At 53.5% G+C, this 18,541-nt stretch carries 18 protein-coding genes; all 18 read left to right on the plus strand.

Annotated features, from left to right (window positions below):
- Window positions 1-121 precede the first annotated feature (121 nt).
- The 18 genes from pyrH to hisE all read left to right on the plus strand — a co-directional run bounded on the left by pyrH (window position 122) and on the right by hisE (window position 18,466).
- A complete protein-coding gene (gene pyrH, locus RUM_RS09505; protein WP_015558901.1) occupies window positions 122-832 on the plus strand; it encodes a UMP kinase in 711 nt (236 codons plus the stop codon).
- 2 nt (window positions 833-834) lie between these two features.
- Window positions 835-1,389, plus strand: a complete 555-nt coding sequence (gene frr / locus RUM_RS09510) for a ribosome recycling factor (RefSeq protein ID WP_015558902.1) — start codon at window positions 835-837, stop codon at window positions 1,387-1,389.
- A 33-nt stretch (window positions 1,390-1,422) separates the two neighbouring features.
- Window positions 1,423-2,163, plus strand: a complete 741-nt coding sequence (gene uppS / locus RUM_RS09515; protein WP_015558903.1) for a polyprenyl diphosphate synthase — start codon at window positions 1,423-1,425, stop codon at window positions 2,161-2,163.
- A 1-nt stretch (window position 2,164) separates the two neighbouring features.
- On the plus strand, window positions 2,165-2,998 hold the full coding sequence (locus RUM_RS09520) for a phosphatidate cytidylyltransferase (RefSeq protein WP_015558904.1): 834 nt from the start codon (window positions 2,165-2,167) through the stop codon (window positions 2,996-2,998).
- A gap of 76 nt (window positions 2,999-3,074) precedes the next feature.
- Complete coding sequence (locus RUM_RS09525) at window positions 3,075-4,217, plus strand: 1-deoxy-D-xylulose-5-phosphate reductoisomerase (protein WP_015558905.1); 1,143 nt, start codon at window positions 3,075-3,077, stop codon at window positions 4,215-4,217.
- 63 nt (window positions 4,218-4,280) lie between these two features.
- On the plus strand, window positions 4,281-5,321 hold the full coding sequence (locus RUM_RS09530) for a M50 family metallopeptidase (RefSeq protein WP_015558906.1): 1,041 nt from the start codon (window positions 4,281-4,283) through the stop codon (window positions 5,319-5,321).
- A gap of 15 nt (window positions 5,322-5,336) precedes the next feature.
- Window positions 5,337-6,374 (plus strand): flavodoxin-dependent (E)-4-hydroxy-3-methylbut-2-enyl-diphosphate synthase, encoded by a 1,038-nt coding sequence (gene ispG, locus RUM_RS09535; RefSeq protein ID WP_041326395.1) that lies wholly within the window; start codon window positions 5,337-5,339, stop codon window positions 6,372-6,374.
- Window positions 6,375-6,383: 9 nt separating this feature from the next.
- Window positions 6,384-10,718, plus strand: a complete 4,335-nt coding sequence (locus RUM_RS09540) for a PolC-type DNA polymerase III (RefSeq protein ID WP_015558907.1) — start codon at window positions 6,384-6,386, stop codon at window positions 10,716-10,718.
- Window positions 10,719-10,798: 80 nt separating this feature from the next.
- Window positions 10,799-11,998 carry an ATP phosphoribosyltransferase regulatory subunit gene (gene hisZ, locus RUM_RS09545; RefSeq protein WP_041326769.1) on the plus strand — a complete coding sequence of 400 codons (1,200 nt, stop codon included), beginning with the start codon at window positions 10,799-10,801 and terminating at the stop codon, window positions 11,996-11,998.
- 21 nt (window positions 11,999-12,019) lie between these two features.
- A complete protein-coding gene (gene hisG / locus RUM_RS09550; RefSeq protein ID WP_015558909.1) occupies window positions 12,020-12,655 on the plus strand; it encodes an ATP phosphoribosyltransferase in 636 nt (211 codons plus the stop codon).
- Between the two features lie 12 nt (window positions 12,656-12,667).
- Window positions 12,668-13,960 carry a histidinol dehydrogenase gene (gene hisD, locus RUM_RS09555; RefSeq protein WP_015558910.1) on the plus strand — a complete coding sequence of 431 codons (1,293 nt, stop codon included), beginning with the start codon at window positions 12,668-12,670 and terminating at the stop codon, window positions 13,958-13,960.
- 18 nt (window positions 13,961-13,978) lie between these two features.
- The gene (locus tag RUM_RS09560; protein WP_015558911.1) at window positions 13,979-15,061 is read left to right on the plus strand and encodes a pyridoxal phosphate-dependent aminotransferase; all 1,083 of its coding nucleotides are present in this window, start codon (window positions 13,979-13,981) and stop codon (window positions 15,059-15,061) included.
- Window positions 15,058-15,639 (plus strand): imidazoleglycerol-phosphate dehydratase HisB, encoded by a 582-nt coding sequence (gene hisB, locus RUM_RS09565; protein WP_015558912.1) that lies wholly within the window; start codon window positions 15,058-15,060, stop codon window positions 15,637-15,639. The genes RUM_RS09560 and hisB overlap by 4 nt, the downstream gene beginning before the upstream one ends.
- Window positions 15,639-16,241 carry an imidazole glycerol phosphate synthase subunit HisH gene (gene hisH / locus RUM_RS09570; RefSeq protein ID WP_015558913.1) on the plus strand — a complete coding sequence of 201 codons (603 nt, stop codon included), beginning with the start codon at window positions 15,639-15,641 and terminating at the stop codon, window positions 16,239-16,241. Before hisB ends, hisH begins: the two co-directional genes overlap by 1 nt.
- A gap of 11 nt (window positions 16,242-16,252) precedes the next feature.
- Window positions 16,253-16,990 (plus strand): 1-(5-phosphoribosyl)-5-[(5-phosphoribosylamino)methylideneamino]imidazole-4-carboxamide isomerase, encoded by a 738-nt coding sequence (hisA, locus tag RUM_RS09575; protein ID WP_015558914.1) that lies wholly within the window; start codon window positions 16,253-16,255, stop codon window positions 16,988-16,990.
- A gap of 14 nt (window positions 16,991-17,004) precedes the next feature.
- Window positions 17,005-17,760 (plus strand): imidazole glycerol phosphate synthase subunit HisF, encoded by a 756-nt coding sequence (gene hisF, locus RUM_RS09580; protein ID WP_015558915.1) that lies wholly within the window; start codon window positions 17,005-17,007, stop codon window positions 17,758-17,760.
- A gap of 10 nt (window positions 17,761-17,770) precedes the next feature.
- Window positions 17,771-18,103, plus strand: a complete 333-nt coding sequence (gene hisI / locus RUM_RS09585; protein WP_015558916.1) for a phosphoribosyl-AMP cyclohydrolase — start codon at window positions 17,771-17,773, stop codon at window positions 18,101-18,103.
- 3 nt (window positions 18,104-18,106) lie between these two features.
- Window positions 18,107-18,466 carry a phosphoribosyl-ATP diphosphatase gene (gene hisE, locus RUM_RS09590; protein WP_015558917.1) on the plus strand — a complete coding sequence of 120 codons (360 nt, stop codon included), beginning with the start codon at window positions 18,107-18,109 and terminating at the stop codon, window positions 18,464-18,466.
- The last annotated feature ends 75 nt before the right edge of the window (window positions 18,467-18,541 follow it).

Here is an 18,541-nt window from a genome sequence, read left to right on the forward strand (position 1 = left end):
GTTCTTTATTTTTTTATGCGATTTTACTTTACAACGGGCAGGAAATAGTGTAAAATAAGATAGGGTGTGCTGGGTGAGATGGCGCATCCGGAACAGAATACGATAGAAGGGCATGATTGGAATGGAGCCGAAGTACAAACGGATTTTATTGAAGCTCAGCGGCGAGGCACTTGCCGGTGACAAGAAATTTGGATTGAATTATGATGTAATTACGGATATTTGCAGGAGTATCAAGAAGTGTGCGGATCTGGGTGTGCAGATCGGCATCGTGGTCGGCGGTGGTAACTTCTGGCGTGGCAGAGAAAGCGGCGGTATGGACCGGACCAGAGCGGATCATATGGGCATGCTGGCCACTACCATCAACGCACTGGCCATTGCAGATGTGCTGGAATCCCTGGGGGTTGAGGTTCGTGTGCAGACGGCGATCACCATGCAGCAGGTTGCTGAGCCTTATATCCGGAACCGGGCGATTCGCCACTTGGAAAAGCACAGGGTTGTGATCTTCGGATGCGGCACCGGCAATCCCTTCTTCTCTACGGATACAGCAGCAGCGCTCCGTGCCGTAGAGATCGAAGCCGAGGTATTCTTCAAGGCTACCATGGTGGATGGGGTATATGACAAGGATCCCCACCGCTACCCGGATGCCGTAAAGTACGAGACCCTCACCTACAGCGAGGTATTGGCAAAGGGACTGGCTGTTATGGACAGCACCGCAGCTACCCTGTGTAAGGATAACGGCATGTCCATGCTGGTATTTAATATGGAACGCCCTGACAACATCTATGACGCTATCATGGGTCAGGATGTGGGGACATTGATTAAGGAGAATTGATTATGAACGAACACATCAAGCTGGCAGAAGAAAAAATGGACAAGGCGCTGCAGCACCTTGCCGCTGAATTTGCTTCCATCCGTGCCGGACGTGCGAATCCGGGCATTCTCGATAAGGTAACTGTGGATTACTACGGCACGCCCACCCCTGTAAACCAGATGGCTGCTGTCACCGTATCCGAAGCACGGATCCTGCTGATCCAGCCCTGGGACGCTTCTATGATCAAGGCTATCAACAAGGCGCTCCTGGCTTCTGATATCGGCATCACACCTACGGATGACGGCAAGGTGATCCGCCTGGTATTCCCCCAGCTGACCGAAGACAGACGTAAGGAGATCTGCAAGTCCATCAAGAAGTATGGGGACGAGACAAAGGTTGCAGTGCGGAACGTGCGCCGGGATACCATGGAAAAGTTCAAGGCTATGAAGAAAAACAGCGAGATTACAGAGGACGAGTTGAAGGATGCAGAAAAGAAGATCCAGAACATTACGGATAAATTCTGCACACAGACCGATTCCATGGTTTCCGACAAGGAAAAGGAAGTTATGAGCCTGTAAGCCCAATAATAGAGAAACTGATTTGGAGACGATATGGCATTTTTATCAAAACAGACTGCGCCGACTCTGCCGCCGCCGGAAAAGCGTCCCCGGCACATCGGCTTTATTCTGGACGGAAACGGCAGATGGGCAAAGAAACGGGGACTGCCCCGGAAGCTTGGCCACCGTGAGGGCGCTAAGACATTCAAAACCATTGCCCGTTACTGTCGGAATCTGAACATTCCCTATATTTCCTTCTACGCCTTTTCCACGGAAAACTGGAAACGACCCAAGGATGAAGTGGACGCATTGATGAAGCTGTTCGACCAGTACATTGATGATGTGCGGGAATTTTTCGACCTGGAAACCAAGTTGATTTTCTTGGGGGATAAGGAACGGTTTACCCCGGAGCTGCGGGAAAAGATGCTTGCGGTGGAACGGGATACTGCCCACTTTGACAAAATGACGATGATGATCGCCATTAACTACGGGGGCAGGGATGAGATCGTCCATGCGGCAAAGCAGGTGGCACAGCTGGCAAAGGATGGTCAGTTGGATCCGGATACCTTGACGGAGGAGCAGTTTGCCCAGTACCTGTATACCGCCGGTGTGCCGGATGTGGATCTGCTGATCCGTCCCAGTGGAGAGCTTCGCCTGTCCAATTATATGATCTGGCAGTGCGCATACGCAGAATTTTATTTCACCAACGTGCTGTGGCCGGATTTTTCCCCGAAGGAACTGGATAAAGCACTGATCGACTTTGCCGGTCGGGGCAGAAGATTCGGAGGGGTGTGAGATGGGCATACGTCTGATCTCCTCCGCCGTGGCAAGCGCCATTGCCATTGGGGTTTTGTTGCTGCATCATACCATCGTATTCCCCATTGCCATTGCGGCGGTTTGCGTGATTCTGCTGTTTGAATTGTTCCGGGCTGGAGGGTGCCTGAAATTCCGGCTGCCTGCCGGGGTGGCATTTCTGTACGGCATGGGTCTGCCCTTTCTGGTATACTTCGATCAAACGCCCTTTCGCCCGCTGGTGGCAGTCTCTGTCTGCATTTTGCTGTTGCTCAGCTATATTCTGCTGCACGAACGCATGAGCCTGTTTCATGCACTGCTGATGGTATTCGGCACCCTGCTGATCCCATACTCCATGTGTTGCTGCATTACGCTGAACGAAAAGGACGGCATTCATGGCATTATTTATGTGGTTATGGCGTTGTGCGGTGCCTGGCTTGCGGATTCCGGCGCATATTTTGTAGGGACCTTCTGCGGCAAACACAAGCTATGCCCACAGATCAGTCCCAAGAAAACGATAGAAGGCTTCATTGGCGGTGTTGTCACCAATGGCATTCTGTTTATCGCCTTTGCAGCAGTTTACAGCCGGATCATGGCTGCCCGGGGAGACATATTCACAGTGCATTATGTAACCGTGTGCCTGCTGGGTATGGCATGTGCTTTGATCGGAACGGTGGGGGATCTGACCGCTTCTCTGATTAAGCGGCACTTTCAGATCAAAGACTATGGCAACATTATGCCGGGGCATGGGGGACTTTTGGATCGGTTCGACAGTGTATTGCTTGTGGTACCGTTTTTCTGCGCTGTGCTCCAGCTAACACCCTTGTATAGTTTTTAAACATAAGGGGCTATTTTCCATTGCGGGGTAGCCTCTTTTTCCCGTGTTAACGGGTATCTTCATTGGAGGGATGGACATGAAATCAGTCGCATTACTGGGCAGTACCGGTTCCATCGGTACCCAGGCATTGGAGGTTGCCCGGCAGCATAAACTGAACATAACCGCATTGGCTGCCCACAGCAGCGTGGAGAAACTGGAACAGCAGGCAAGAGAATTTTCTCCCCTGTGTGTTTGCATCTACAACGAAAGGCACTATTCTGACCTGAAGCAGAGGCTTGCGGATACCAGCATCCGGGTTCTGTCCGGTATGGATGGGTTGTGCGAGATCGCACAGCAGAAGGAAGCGGACATCTTTCTCAATTCCGTGGTGGGTATGGTGGGACTGTTGCCTACACTGACCGCCATCGAAGCAGGGAAACCCATCGCCCTTGCCAACAAGGAAACTCTGGTTGCAGGCGGTGCACTGGTCATGGAGGCTGCAAAGCGGAAGCATGTACCCATCTATCCGGTGGATAGTGAACATTCCGCTATTTTTCAGTGTTTGCAGGGAAATCAGCGTTCCCAGCTGCGGAAGATCATCCTCACTGCCTCTGGGGGACCATTTTTCGGAAAGACCCGGGCGGAACTGGAGCATGTAAGCATTGCGCAAGCGCTGAATCACCCGAACTGGAGTATGGGCAGCAAGATCACCATTGACTCCGCCACCTTGATGAACAAGGGGCTGGAGTTTATTGAGGCCAAGTGGCTGTTCGATTTGCAGCCGGATCAGATCGAGATCGTGGTACATCGGCAAAGCGTGGTGCATTCCGCAGTGGAGTATCAGGATTACTCGGTGATTGCACAGCTTGGTGTGCCGGATATGAAAATCCCGATCCAGTATGCTCTGCTGTATCCGGATCGGATGCCTTGCCCCACAAAGCCCCTGTCTTTAACGGATTACGGCACGCTGACCTTTGCAAAACCGGATCTGGAAACCTTTGATTGCCTGCGCACCTGTATTGACGCCATCACCAAGGGCGGCGCATATCCCTGCATTGCCAACGGTGCCAATGAAGCGGCTGTGGCACATTTCCTGGCAGGGGAGATTCCCTTCCTGCGGATCGGCGAACTGGTTGCAGCTGCTGTTGCCCATTTCCCCTTTATGCAGCTGAACTGCTATGAAGATGTCATGCAGGCAGATGCACAGGCTCGGGCATTTGTGGAAGAAAATCTGTTGTGATTCTCCGGGCAGCATGATACAAAGCATGAAAGATGGCACTGCACACATTGAGAAAGGTGTATTATGGTAAAGATCATCCTTGCAATTTTCATTCTGGGCGTGATTGTGGCGCTCCACGAATTCGGACACTTTATTGTTGCCAAACTCTGCGGCATCCGGGTCAACCAGTTTGCCATTGGCATGGGTCCGGCGATTCTGAAAAAACAGTGGGGCGAAACCGAGTATTCCCTCCGGCTGCTGCCAATCGGCGGTTTTTGCGCCATGGAAGGGGAGGATGCGGACAGCGAGGACTCCCGGGCGTTTGGCAAAAAAAGCGTGCCCCGGCGTATGGCGGTTGTGGTTGCAGGTGCGACCATGAACATCCTGCTCGGGTTTGTGCTGCTGATTATTACCACCAGCATGGGTGATGCCATTACCACCACAACCATCAGCCGCTTTCATGCGGACGAAAATGGAAATTCCACTTCCTCCAGTGAAAGCTGCGGTTTGCAGGTGAATGATACCATTGTCCGGATCAACGGCATGCGGATCCTGACGGATACGGATCTTTCCTATAAACTGCAATACACCAACGAAAACGATTTTACAGTGGATGTGCGCCGGAACGGGGAGATTGTGACCCTGGAGCATGTGCGCTTTGAGGATACTGCAACCACCGGCAGGCTGGACTTCTGGGTATACGGTCAGAAAACTACCGTTGGCAACGTGCTTGCCTACGCAGCAAAGGACACCGTGTCCATTGCCCGGATGACCTGGGTGGGACTGCTGGATCTGATCCGTGGAAACGTGGGATTCCACGATATGTCCGGACCGGTAGGCATCGTCAACGCCATTGGAGAGGCTGCAACCATCGGGGAAACCCTCCGGGAGCATGTTATGTCCCTGTTGGCACTGTCCACCCTTGTGACCATCAATCTGGGATTCTGTAATCTGCTGCCTTTACCGGCACTGGATGGGGGAAGACTGGTATTTCTCATCATTGAAGCCATCCGCCGCAAGCCTGTCAAGCCAGAGCATGAGGGCATGGTACATTTGGTAGGCATGGCACTGCTGATGTTGTTGATGCTGGCAGTGACCTATAACGACATTGCAAAACTGATTTGATAAAGGAGAAAAATCATGCGAACAATAAAACCGGTAAAAGTAGGGGATTGCCTGTTGGACGGCAAGCATATTTATATCCAGTCCATGCTGAACCGACGTTCCGATGATATTGCAGGCAGCGTGGAACAGGCGCTTGCCCTGGAACAGGCAGGCTGTGAAATTGTCCGTGCAGCCATTCCGGATATGGACGCAGTCCGGCTGGTGGGAGCGCTGAAGGAAAAACTGCGCATTCCACTGGTGGCGGACATCCACTTTGACTACCGACTTGCCATTGAAGCCGCCGCCGCTGGCGTGGATAAGATCCGGATCAATCCGGGCAACATTGGGGATATGGATCGGGTCAGACAGGTGGTAGAAGCCTGCAAATCCCGGCAGATTCCCATCCGCATCGGGGTCAACTCCGGTTCTCTGGAAAAGGAGCTTTTAGCAAAGTACGGAGCACCTACTCCGGAGGCGCTGGTGGAAAGCGCACTGGGGCATGTGGCGATCCTGAACCGGTTCGATTTTGACGATATCGTGATCTCCATCAAATCCTCCGATGTACCCACCATGATCCGGGCATACCGGCTGGCGGCACAGAAATGTCCTTATCCGCTGCACCTTGGGGTCACGGAAGCGGGCACGGAGCGCATGGGGCTGATCAAATCTGCCATTGGCATCGGCGCTTTGCTGGCGGATGACATCGGGGAAACCATCCGGGTTTCTCTGACGGATGATCCCATCAAGGAAATTGCTGCTGCCCGGGATATTCTCAAGGGCGTGGGCAAGCGGAAGGGTGTACAGATCGTATCCTGTCCCACATGCGGCAGAACCCGGATCGACCTGGTGAAAGCGGCAAAGGAAGTGGAAGCCGCTGTGGCAAACCTGGACAAGGACATTAAGATCGCAGTCATGGGGTGCATCGTCAATGGTCCGGGAGAAGCTCGTGAGGCTGATATCGGCGTGGCAGGCGGCGACGGCTGCGCCGTGATCTTCAAAAAGGATCAGTGCCTGCGCAAGATTCCGGAATCGGAGATCGTGCCGGAACTGTTAAAGGAAATCGAAAAGCTGTAAGGTGATTGCATGGAATTGAAACTGGCTGACTTTTTGGCGGATCTGGCACCGGAACTGCCGGCTGCCGCACTGGAAGGTATGCTCTACCGTCTGACCTATACGGAAAATCGCACGGAAATGACCTTTCATGTGCGGTACGACCAGGTTCTGGATGCAGAAACCATGTTTGCCTTTGAAACGGCACTGGAGCATCGGCTGTCCCTGTCCCGGGTGACCCTTGCCTGCCGGTATGCGCCGGAGCTGTTCACCCTGGAAACAAGCTATTCATCACTGATTTCCCAGCTGAAACGGCGCATGTCCGTGCTCAATGGCTTTCTGGATCATGCCGGAGTGAAACGGGAGGCGGACAAGCTTGCCATTTCTCTGGTGCATGGGGGACGGGAGATCCTGGAGCAAGCCGGATTCTGCCGGGCTTTGAGCATGCTGATTCAGGAGCAGTACGGCTTGCAGCTTCTGGTAGAGCTGTCCGGAGAGAACGCTCCCCCTGCCACCCAGCATGAGGAACTGATCGCAAAGGTTGCAGCAGCCATTCCTCAGCACCGGGATCAACTCACTGCGCCTGCATCCGGCAGTACCGGGAAAGCAGCAGCTCCCAAGGTGGTTGCTGCCAATGCGGCGCTGCTGCATCTGCCCTTTGAGGTCGAAGAAGGCTCTGCCCTGGTGATCCGGGGCGGCACCATCAAGGAACAGCCCATTTCCCTCCAGGAGGCTACCGGCAGACTGGATACCAAGGTGGTGGTATGGGGAGATATTTTCGACATACCAGACCGGAAAGAGGTCAAAAACGGACAGAAAACCATTCTCAGCTATTACATCACCGACTATACCGGCTCCATTATGCTGAAAATGTTCATTGACACTAAAAAGCTGTCCGAAGCAGCATACGACAAGCTGAAAAACGGCTGCACGGTAGTTGCAAAGGGGAATATTGAGTTCGATACCTTTAATAAGGACATCACCATGATGCCCATGGATCTGATGCTGGTGAAGCGGAAGATCCGCATGGACAATGCACCGAAAAAGCGGGTGGAGCTGCACATGCATACTACCATGTCCGCCATGGACGCTGTCAGTTCTGCATCCGATCTCATCGCCCGTGCCCAGGCGTGGGGACATCACGCCATTGCCATTACGGATCACGGAGTAGCTCAGGCGTTCCCGGAAGCCATGAACGCCATCGGCAAAGCGAAGGATTTTAAGGTGATCTACGGCTGTGAGGCGTATGTGGTCAACGACATTGCGGAGCGAAAGATCCTCATCGGGGAAACCGACAAGACCGTCAACGACACGATCATTATTTTTGATGTGGAAACCACTGGACTCAGTGCGGAACGGGATCGGCTCACGGAGATTGGTGCCATCAAGGTCAAGAATATGCGGGTGGCGGACTCCTTTCACACCTATGTGAACCCGGAGCGTCCCATTCCTCCGGAGATCACAGATCTGACCGGAATTCATGAGGGCATGGTAGCAGAAGCTCCAAAGGCGTCCCAGGCGCTGAAAGAATTTTTTGCCTTCTGCGGAGAGGATCCGGTGCTGGTTGCCCATAACGCCCGGTTCGATACCAGCTTTATCGATGCGGCTGCGGGCAGGGCGGGGCAGCGGTACGCTTATGCTTACATAGACAGTCTGGTGCTGTGTCAGGCTATGCTGCCGGATCTTGCAAAGCATAAGCTGAACGTTGTGGCAAAGCACCTGAAGCTGGGGAAGTTTGACCATCACCGGGCAGACAACGACGCAATGATGCTTGCAAAAATCTATCTGGAGCTTGTGGGACGACTGATCACGGAAAAAAAGCTGGAGTATTTGTCGGAGCTGAACACCAAGGTACAGAAGATCGATGCAAGGAAGCTGAAATCCTTCCACCAGATCATTCTGGCGAAAAACCAGACCGGACTAAAAAATCTGTATCGGCTGATCTCCTACGGACACATTGACTGCTTCTACAAAAAGCCCTTGATGCCAAAGTCCCAGCTGCTTAAGTACCATGAGGGATTGCTGTTCGGCAGTGCCTGTGAGGCGGGGGAACTGTTCCGTGCCATGGTGGACGGCAGACCCTATGCGGAATTGCTGGAGCTTGCGAAATTTTATGATTATCTGGAAATCCAGCCTCTGGGAAACAATGCGTTCATGCTCCGGAATGGTACGGCAGAATCTGAAGACGATCTGAAAAACTGGAACCGGATGATCTGTAAGATCGGGGACGATCTGGGATTGCCCGTGGTCGCCACCTGTGACGTGCATTTCATGGATCCCAAGGACGGAAAATACCGGCAGATTTTGATGGCTGGCAATGGCTTTAAGGATGCGGATCAGCAGGCACCCTTGTATCTGCGCACCACTGATGAAATGCTGGAGGAATTCTCTTACCTGGGACAGGAAAAGGCATACGAGGTAGTGGTGGAAAACACAAACCGGATCGCCGATCTCATTGATTTTGTACGTCCCATCCCCAAGGGCACCTTTACCCCGAATATCGAAGGGGCGGAGGAGGATCTGACCCGGATCACCAACAACCGGGCAAGGGAGATCTACGGGGATCCCCTGCCGGAGATCGTGGCTAAGCGGCTGGATCGGGAGCTGTCCTCCATCATCAAGCATGGCTTTTCCGTGCTGTATATTATCGCCCAGAAGCTGGTTTCCAACTCGGAGGAGCATGGCTATCTGGTAGGATCCCGTGGATCCGTTGGCTCCTCCTTTGTGGCATCCATGGCAGGCATTTCGGAGGTCAATCCGCTGGCACCTCACTATGTATGCCCCAAATGCAAGCACAGCGAATTTATCACAGACGGCAGCTATGGCTCCGGTTTTGATCTGCCGGCAAAGAACTGTCCCAACTGCGGCATTGAAATGCGCCGGGATGGGCACGATATTCCCTTTGAAACCTTCCTGGGCTTTGACGGGGACAAGGCGCCGGATATTGATCTGAATTTCTCCGGCGAGTATCAGTCCTCCGCCCACCGGTATACGGAGGAGCTGTTTGGAAGAGCCAACGTGTTCAAGGCGGGTACCATCAGTACCGTTGCGGAGAAAACCGCATTCGGATACGCCAAGCATTTTCTGGAGGATCGGAATGAATCCCAGAATCCGGCAGAGGAAAATCGGCTTGCCAAGGGCTGTACCGGCGTAAAGCGCACCACCGGACAGCATCCGGGAGGCATGGTGGTTGTGCCCTCCGACTATGATGTATATGACTTTACCCCGGTACAGCATCCGGCGGACAGTGCGGATTCCGACGTCATCACAACCCACTTCGACTTTCACAGCCTGCATGATACCATTCTGAAGCTGGATGAGCTGGGACACGTAGTGCCCACCCTGTACAAGCATCTGGAGGATCTGACCGGCATCAAGATTGCGGACGTTCCCACTACGGATCCGGACGTGATCCGTATGTGTACGGACGTATCCGTGCTTGGGGTCACCAAAGAGGACGTTTATTGTCCCACCGGCAGTCTGGGCATCCCGGAGATGGGTACCAATTTCACCATTGGCATGCTGATGGACGCAAAGCCAACTAAGTTCAGCGACTTTTTGCAGATTTCCGGTCTGTCCCATGGTACGGATGTATGGCTTGGCAACGCAAAGGATCTGATTGAGAACAAGACCTGTACCATTTCTGAGGTAATCGGTACCCGAGACAGCATCATGACCTATCTGCTATATAAGGGGGTCGAGCCCAAGCAGGCGTTCCAGATCATGGAGGACACCCGTAAGGGTAAGGCACCGAAAACCTTTACCCCGGAGCGGATCCAGATGCTGAAGGATCACAACGTACCCCAGTGGTACATAGACAGCTGTTTGAAGATTAAGTACATGTTCCCCAAGGCCCATGCGGCAGCCTATGTTATCGCAGCCATCAAGCTGGGCTGGTTCAAGCTCCACAAGCCCCTGGAATTTTACTCCACCTATTTTACTGTCCGTGGTGGAGATTTTGATGCGGATCTGGCAGTCCGGGGCATTGCTGCCGTCCGGAACCGAATTGAGGAGTTGCGTGCCCTTGGAAATGACCGGAGCAAGAAGGAAAACGACCTGTATGATATCCTGCTGATCGTCAACGAAATGATGTCCAGAGGGTATGAGTTCCTGCCCATCGATCTGTATAAATCCCATGCAGTGAAGTACCTGATTGAGGACGGAAAGATCCGGATTCCTTTTGGTGCGTTGTCTGGCGTGGGAGAAGCAGCGGCTATGAGCCTGTATGAGACCGCACAGGCACGGGATTTTGTATCCATCGAGGAGTTCCAGAACAAGTGCGGTGCGTCAAAAACCATAGTGGATACCCTGGAAAGCATCGGCGCTTTGGGCGCATTGCCGAAATCCAGTCAGATGACGCTGTTCTAACTTGACTTTTTTATAATACTATGCTAACATGTTAGCATAGTAAAGTGATGAAAGGAGTGCGGCAGCAGCCGCAGGCAGCCATGAGATACTACGATTTGATTACCCCGGAGGGCACCAAGGATTATTTGTTTACCGAATGCGCACAGCGCCGCAGCGTGGAGCACCGGATCGAACAGATTTTCAGAAGCCGGGGATTTTCTGAGGTCATCACACCGGTTCTGGAGTTTTTTGATGTATTCAGTCACAAGTCCGCATACTTCCCCCAGGAGCAGATGTATAAATTTGCGGACAGCAAAGGGCGGCTGTTGGTGATCCGCCCGGATTCCACCATGCCGATCGCCCGGGTGGTTGCAACCCGGCTGAAGGATGCGCCCCTGCCTCTGCGGCTGTACTACAACCAGTGTGTATACGCCAACACGCCCCAGCTGAAGGGACGCAGTGACCAGGTTGCCCAGACCGGCATTGAGCTGATCGGTTCGGATTCCAAGCTGGCGGATCTGGAAGTGATCTCCACCGCTCTGGAGGTGCTGGAGGCTTGTGCCTACGACACCTTCTCCCTGGAGCTTGGGGATATTGCCGTATTCAAGGAATTGATGAATCAGCTGCACACGGACGAGGAAACCCAGGAGCAGATCCGCAGTCTGATTGAATTCAAGAACTATCCTGCCCTCAATGACCTGTTGGATACCATCGGGGACAGCGAAACAGTCCGGGCAGTGAAGATGCTGCCCCGTCTGTTTGGCGGCGAGGAGGTTTTTGAAAAGGCTGCCCGGTACTTCAAGGGTGAGAAGATGCAGGCTATTCTGGACAATCTCCGCAGCGTGTATGAGGATGCAGTCCGGCTGTGCGAGAACGGCAAGGTGACCATTGACCTGGGTATGGTCAACCGGACGGACTACTACACCGGCATCATCATCAAGGGCTATTTGTCCGGCTATGGGGACGAGGTATTGTCCGGCGGACGGTATGACAAACTGATCGCAGAGTTTGGCTATGACGTACCGGCAACCGGCTTTGCAGTGCATGTGGACGCCATTTCCCAGGTATATGCAAAGCATGATCCCCAGGTACCTGTACATAGTGATGTGCTGATTTTTGCCGGAGAAGGCTGTGCGGCACAGGCAATCTGCCGGGCAAAGAAGCTCCGGGCGGAAGGTCTGATTGTGGAGCTTGCGATGCAGGATACGGTGGAGGATGCAAGAGCCTATGCACGGCAGCGGGGCATTGCCAAGCTGGTAATCATCAACGACGAAGCAGCAACGGAAATCATTTCCGGCTGATGGTATAAAGGAGAGACGGAAATGGAAAAACCATTGCGCATTGCCCTGACCAAGGGCAGACTGGAAAAGGACACGATCGGGCTGCTGGAATCTCTGGGCTTTGACTGTACCGCAGTCCGGGAAAAGGGAAGAAAGCTGATTCTGCCGATCCGGGACGCAAACCTGGAAGTGGTACTTGCCAAGGCGGCGGACGTGATTACCTATGTAGAGCATGGCGTGTGCGATATGGGTGTGGTCGGCAAGGATACCATTATGGAAATGAACGGAAAGTTCTACGAACTGGTGGATCTGGGCTTCGGCAAGTGTAAATTCGCCCTTGCCGGCAAAAAGGGAGACGATTTTTACGCCGGCATCGGGGTCAAGACCATCGCCACAAAGTATCCAAATGTAGCAAGAGCCTTTTTTGAAGCCAAGGGTATGGACGTAGAAATCGTCAAGATCGAAGGCTCCGTGGAGCTGGCACCCCTGCTGGATCTTGCCAACGGCATTGTGGATATCGTAGAAACCGGATCAACCCTGCGGGAAAATGGGCTGGAGGTCTTTGAGGATGTGGCACCCATTTCTGCCCGGTTGATCGTGAATACGGTAAGCTTAAAGCTGCGGCAGGCGCAGATCGAGTCCCTGATCGAAAAGATCGAAGCACAGCTGAACAAATAGGAGGACAAAGCCATGATGAAGAAGATTTATGCCAACGGCACCGACGAGAAGGCATTTCTGGAGCAGCTTGCAAAGCGTACCGGCGAAACAGATAAGCGGGTAAGCCAGATCGTAACGGAAATCATCGAAACCGTCCGGGCAGGCGGCGATCAGGCTGTACAAAAGTATACCAAGCAGTTTGACGGGGAACTGCCCCAATATTATGAGGTGCCCCAGGAGGTCATTGAGGATGCGCTGAACGAGGCGGATGAGGATTTTGTCAATGCACTGCTGGATGCCATGGAAAATATTGCAGATTTCCACAACCGGCAGCGTGAAAACAGCTTCGTCAACGCCTTGCCCAACGGGGTTTTGCTGGGGCAGCGAATCCGGGGTCTGAAGCGTGTGGGTCTGTATGTACCCGGCGGCACGGCAGCATATCCCTCTAGTGTTTTGATGAACGCCATTCCGGCAAAGATCGCCGGGGTGGAGGAAATCATTATGGTAACGCCACCCCGGAAGGACGGCACTCCCAACCCGGATATTCTGGTGGCAGCAGCCATCTGCGGCGTGGACAGGGTATTTCTCAGCGGTGGTGCCCAGGCCATTGCGGCTTTGGCATACGGCACGGAGCAGATCCCTCGGGTGGATAAGATCGTAGGACCCGGCAATATTTACGTTGCCACTGCCAAGAAGCTGCTGTATGGGGTTGTGGATATTGACATGGTGGCTGGTCCCAGTGAGATCCTGGTGCTGGCAGATGATACGGCGGATCCCGCATTCGTAGCCGCTGACCTCATGTCCCAGGCAGAGCATGACAAGCTGGCGTCCTCCATTCTGGTCACCACCAGCGAGAAGCTGGCAGATGCAGTGCTGGTGGAATTGGAAAAGCAGGTACAGAGCCTTTCCCGGAAGGAGATCATCGAAGCCTCTCTCCGGGATCAGGGTGCCATTCTGATCTGCGACTGCGTGGATTGTGCAGTGGAGCTTGCCAATGCCATTGCGCCGGAGCATCTGGAGGTACACCTGCAAAACCCCATGGAGTATCTGGGCAGACTGGACAATGCAGGCTCCGTATTCCTGGGTCAGTATGCTTCCGAGCCTCTGGGAGACTATTTCGCAGGTCCCAATCATGTGCTGCCCACCAGCGGCACAGCACGGTTCTTCTCACCCCTGTCCGTTTCCAGCTTCTTGAAGCGTTCCGGTTATGTGTACTACACCAAGGAAGCTCTGGCGGACGCAAAGGATGACATTGTCCTGATCGCAGAGCGGGAGGGTCTGACCGCCCACGCAAATGCCATCAAGGTACGGTTTGCAAAGGATTGACCGGAAGGAGAGAATGCTATGCAGTATCAGCTGAATCAGAAGCTGGCGGATCTGGTGCCCTACGACCCCATTCAGGGCACATATCAGATCCGGCTGGATGCCAATGAATCCTACATTTCCTTGCCGGGGGAGCTGCGTCGGCAGATCGGAGAGGCTGTTGCCGCCCTGCCGTTGAACCGATACCCGGATCCTCTGTCCCAGAAGGTGAATGAAGCATTTGCAGCTTACTACGGGTTGAATCCGGATTGCATCACCTCCGGCAACGGGTCGGATGAATTGATCAGCATCATCACCAGCTGTTTTCTGGAAAGCGACGACACCATTGTAACCCTGGAACATGATTTTTCCATGTATGCTTTTTACAGCAGTCTGTATGAGTTGAAGGTGGAGGTTTGCCCCAAGCGGCAGGATTTAACCATTGACGTGGACAGGCTTATTGCCTTCTGCAAGGAAACCCATGCAAAGGCAGTGGTTTTCTCCAACCCATGCAATCCCACTTCTCTGGGGTTAGGTCGTACTGAGATCCGCCGTTTGTTGAATGCACTGGATTGCCTGGTGATCCTGGACGAAGCGTATATGGATTTCTGGGATCAGAGTATGCTGCCGGAGCTTTCCGCATATGACAACTGCATTATTCTCAAGACCTGTTCCAAGGCGCTGGGGCTTGCCGGGATCCGGCTCGGGTTTGCTGTAGCCGGAAAGACCATCACCCGGGCGCTTCGTGCGGCAAAATCCCCCTACAATACGGATATGATCGCCCAGACCATCGGCACCATTCTGTTGCAGCAGCCGGATTATCTCCATGCATGCACAGCACAGATTACAGAGCGTGCAAAGCAACTGTATCGGGGAATCACGCAGTTACAATCTAAGTATCCTAACATATTGGAACAGGTGTACAACAGCCGCACAAACTTTGTCTATGTGCGTACCTCGTATGATGCACAGTTGTATCAGATGCTGTTGGATGCGTCCATTGCTATCCGCCGGTTCCGGGGCTTTCTGCGGATTTGTACCGGCTCATCGGAGGAGAATGCAGCATTGCTGGAGGCACTGACCCAAAGCCTGCAAACACTTTCTGCCAAGGAGGAGAGCCTATGAGAACAGGAGCTGTAGACCGGAATACCCGGGAAACCCAGATTCACATAGAAGTGTTATTGGACGGAAAGGGCACAGCCCAGATCGACACAGGCATTGGTTTTTTTGACCATATGCTCACTGCCCTGTCCGCCCACAGCGGCATCAGCATGGTGATCCATACTAAGGGGGATCTGTATGTGGATTCCCATCACACGGTGGAGGACACAGGCATCGTACTGGGGGAGGCGCTGAAGCAGGCACTGGGAGATAAGTCCGGCATCTGCCGATACGGCACGGCGTATATTCCCATGGACGAGTCCCTGGCGTTCGCCTCCCTGGACATCAGCAACCGCCCCTTTCTGGTGTGGAATGGCAGCTTTGCCACCCCCATGATCGGCGCATTCGACACCAATCTGGCGGAGGAATTTTTCCGTGCCTTTGCCTTTCATGCGGGTATTACCCTGCATGTGAACATGCTGTATGGCAGCAACGATCATCACAAGTGCGAGGCAGCCTTCAAAGCGGTTGCGCATGCACTGAAAGCGGCGATTGCGGAAAACGAAACCGGTACAGTACTTTCCACAAAGGGGGCATTGTAATGATTGCAGTGATCGATTACGGGGCAGGAAACATTTTCAGCGTAGAAAATGCTCTGCGATACCTGGGACAGGAACACATATTGACAGATGATCCGGACACCATCCGCCAGGCGGACGCCATCATCCTGCCTGGAGTGGGGGCGTTCCCCAGTGCCATGCAAATGCTCCATGCCCATGGACTGACGGAGCTTTTACAGCAGCAGGCAAAAGAGAAGCCCTTTCTGGGGATTTGCCTGGGCATGCAGATGTTGTTTGAGAAGAGCTATGAATTTGAGCCTTGCGAGGGGCTGGGACTGCTGCCGGGAACGGTGGAGCGGATCCCGGATCACGGGCTGGTGATTCCTCATATGGGCTGGAACAAGCTGGATCAAAAGCTGGACTGCCCCATGCTGAAGGATCTGCCGGAGGATGCATATGTGTATTTTGTGCATTCCTATCAGGCTATGTGCCCGGATTCGGTGATTGCCGCGTCCTGTGAATACGGCAGCACCATTCCCGCTTTGGTATATGACGGAGCATATGTATTCGGCGCCCAGTTCCATCCGGAAAAAAGCGGCGAGATCGGGTTACAGATGCTGCGGAACTTTGCGGCGTTGGCATAAGGAGAGAACATATGATTATTTTACCAGCAATCGATATCAAGGACGGCAAATGTGTCCGGCTCTGGAAGGGGGATTTCCAGACTGCGGAACAAGTGGCAGAAAGCTATATGGACACTGCCCAGGGCTTTGCGGAGGCAGGTGCCCAGTGGATCCATATGGTGGATCTGGACGGGGCAAAATCCGCACAGCCGGTCAACGCTGACATTTTCCTGGATGTAGCAAAGCATACGCCGCTGAAGGTGGAGCTCGGAGGCGGCATCCGTTCTCTGGACACGGTGGAATCTTACCTGTCCGAGGGTATCAGCCGGGTGATTCTTGGATCCATTGCTCTGAAAAACCCCCGGATTGTCAAGGAAGCGGTGGCAGAATACGGGGATCGAATCGCAGTGGGGATCGATGCCAAAAACGGCAAGGTAGCCGCAGAGGGCTGGCTGGATGCTTCCGATGTGGATTACATTGCTCTTGCCCGGGAAATGATCCGTGCCGGAGTGGGTACCTTCATTTTCACGGATATTTCCAAGGACGGCACGCTGTCCGGCGTCAATGCGGAACAGCTGTCTGCTTTGGCGGATGCCACCCGTGGGCAGTGTAATATCATTGCCAGCGGCGGTGTGCATACCATTGAGGATATCCGCATTTGCAGGGAGATGGGGCTGTACGGAACCATCTGCGGCAAGTCCCTGTATAAGGGTACGCTGGATTTGCGGGAAGCCATTGCTGAGGCACAGCCTGAAAATCAAACTAACTGAAAGGAGTTGCAGGTATGCTTGCAAAACGAATCATCCCCTGCCTGGATGTACGCAACGGCAAGGTGGTCAAGGGCGTGAATTTTCAGGGCATCCAGGACGTAGGGGATCCGGTGGAGTGTGCAGCGGAATACAACCGGCAGGGTGCTGACGAACTGGTGTTCTATGATATCACCGCTTCCCATGAGGGGCGGGGCGTGATTCTGGACGTGGTGCGCCGGGCTGCCCAGCAGGTATTCGTCCCTCTCACCGTAGGCGGCGGCATTTCCACCATCGACGACTTCCGGGAGACCCTGCGTGCCGGTGCAGACAAGGTTTCTATCAACTCCTCCGCCGTAAAAAATCCGAAGCTGATTGCAGAGGCGGCGGATATTTTCGGCAGTCAGTGCGTAGTGGTGGGCGTGGATGCAAAGCGGAACGGCACTGGCGGCTACACAGTGTATGTAAACGGAGGGCGGATCGATATGCATCTGGATCTGATCCAGTGGGTCAAGGAGATCCAGCGCCTGGGGGCAGGGGAGATCTGTCTCAACTCCATTGATGCGGACGGCACAAAGGCTGGCTTTGACATCGAGATGCTGAATGCCGTGTGTGATGCGGTCAAGATCCCGGTGATCGCCAGCGGCGGCTGCGGCAGCCTGTCGGACTTTTCTGATGTGTTTGAACAGACAGGAGCAACCGCTGCCCTGGCGGCTTCCTTGTTCCATTTCAAGGAGCTGACCGTGCAGCAGGTCAAGACCCATTTAAAGCAGCAGGGCATTGCCGTGCGGTAAGGAGAAAGCCATGAATCTGGATCAATATTTTCAAAAGGCGGAGCTGATCCCTGCCATCGTGTATGAGGCAAGCACCGGGCAGGTTCTGATGCTCGCATATATGAACCGGGAAAGCATGCAAAAGACTCTGGAAACCGGATATACCTGGTTCTGGAGCCGCTCCCGGCAGGAGCTATGGAACAAGGGGGCGACCTCCGGACATTTGCAGAAGGTGCTGACCATTGACGCAGACTGCGACAATGATACCCTGCTTGTCACGGTGGAGCAAACCGGTGCTGCATGTCATACCGGGCATCACAGCTGCTTCTACACAAGAATTTATGAAAGACAGACGGAGGAATGAACCATGTCCAATAACGTATTAGAGGATCTGTATCAGGTGGTACTGGACCGGAAGGCCCAGTATGCGTCCAGCGGCGAATCCGCTGATGAGATCAAAAAGAAGTCCTACACCTGTTATCTGTTTTCCCAGGGAGAGAACAAGATCCTGAAAAAATGCGGCGAGGAATGTACCGAAATGGTGATCGCCGCAAAGAATCATGACAACAACGAGCTGAAGAATGAAATTTCCGACCTGCTGTATCATATTATGGTACTGTGCGCTGAGGAAAACCTGCCCTTTTCAGAGGTGGAAGCAGTCCTGGAGGAGCGCAGCAAGAAGATCGGCAATCTGAAGGTATTCAAGCAGGTAGATCACGAAACCTGATCCAGTCACATTTCCCCCTTCTGGCGAATATGATGTACAGAAGTACAATTTCTGCGCTTCAAAAAGCAATGTGAA

Origin of the sequence: Ruminococcus champanellensis 18P13 = JCM 17042, assembly GCF_000210095.1 — a bacterium.
In the GTDB taxonomy this organism is placed as follows: domain Bacteria; phylum Bacillota; class Clostridia; order Oscillospirales; family Ruminococcaceae; genus Ruminococcus_F; species Ruminococcus_F champanellensis.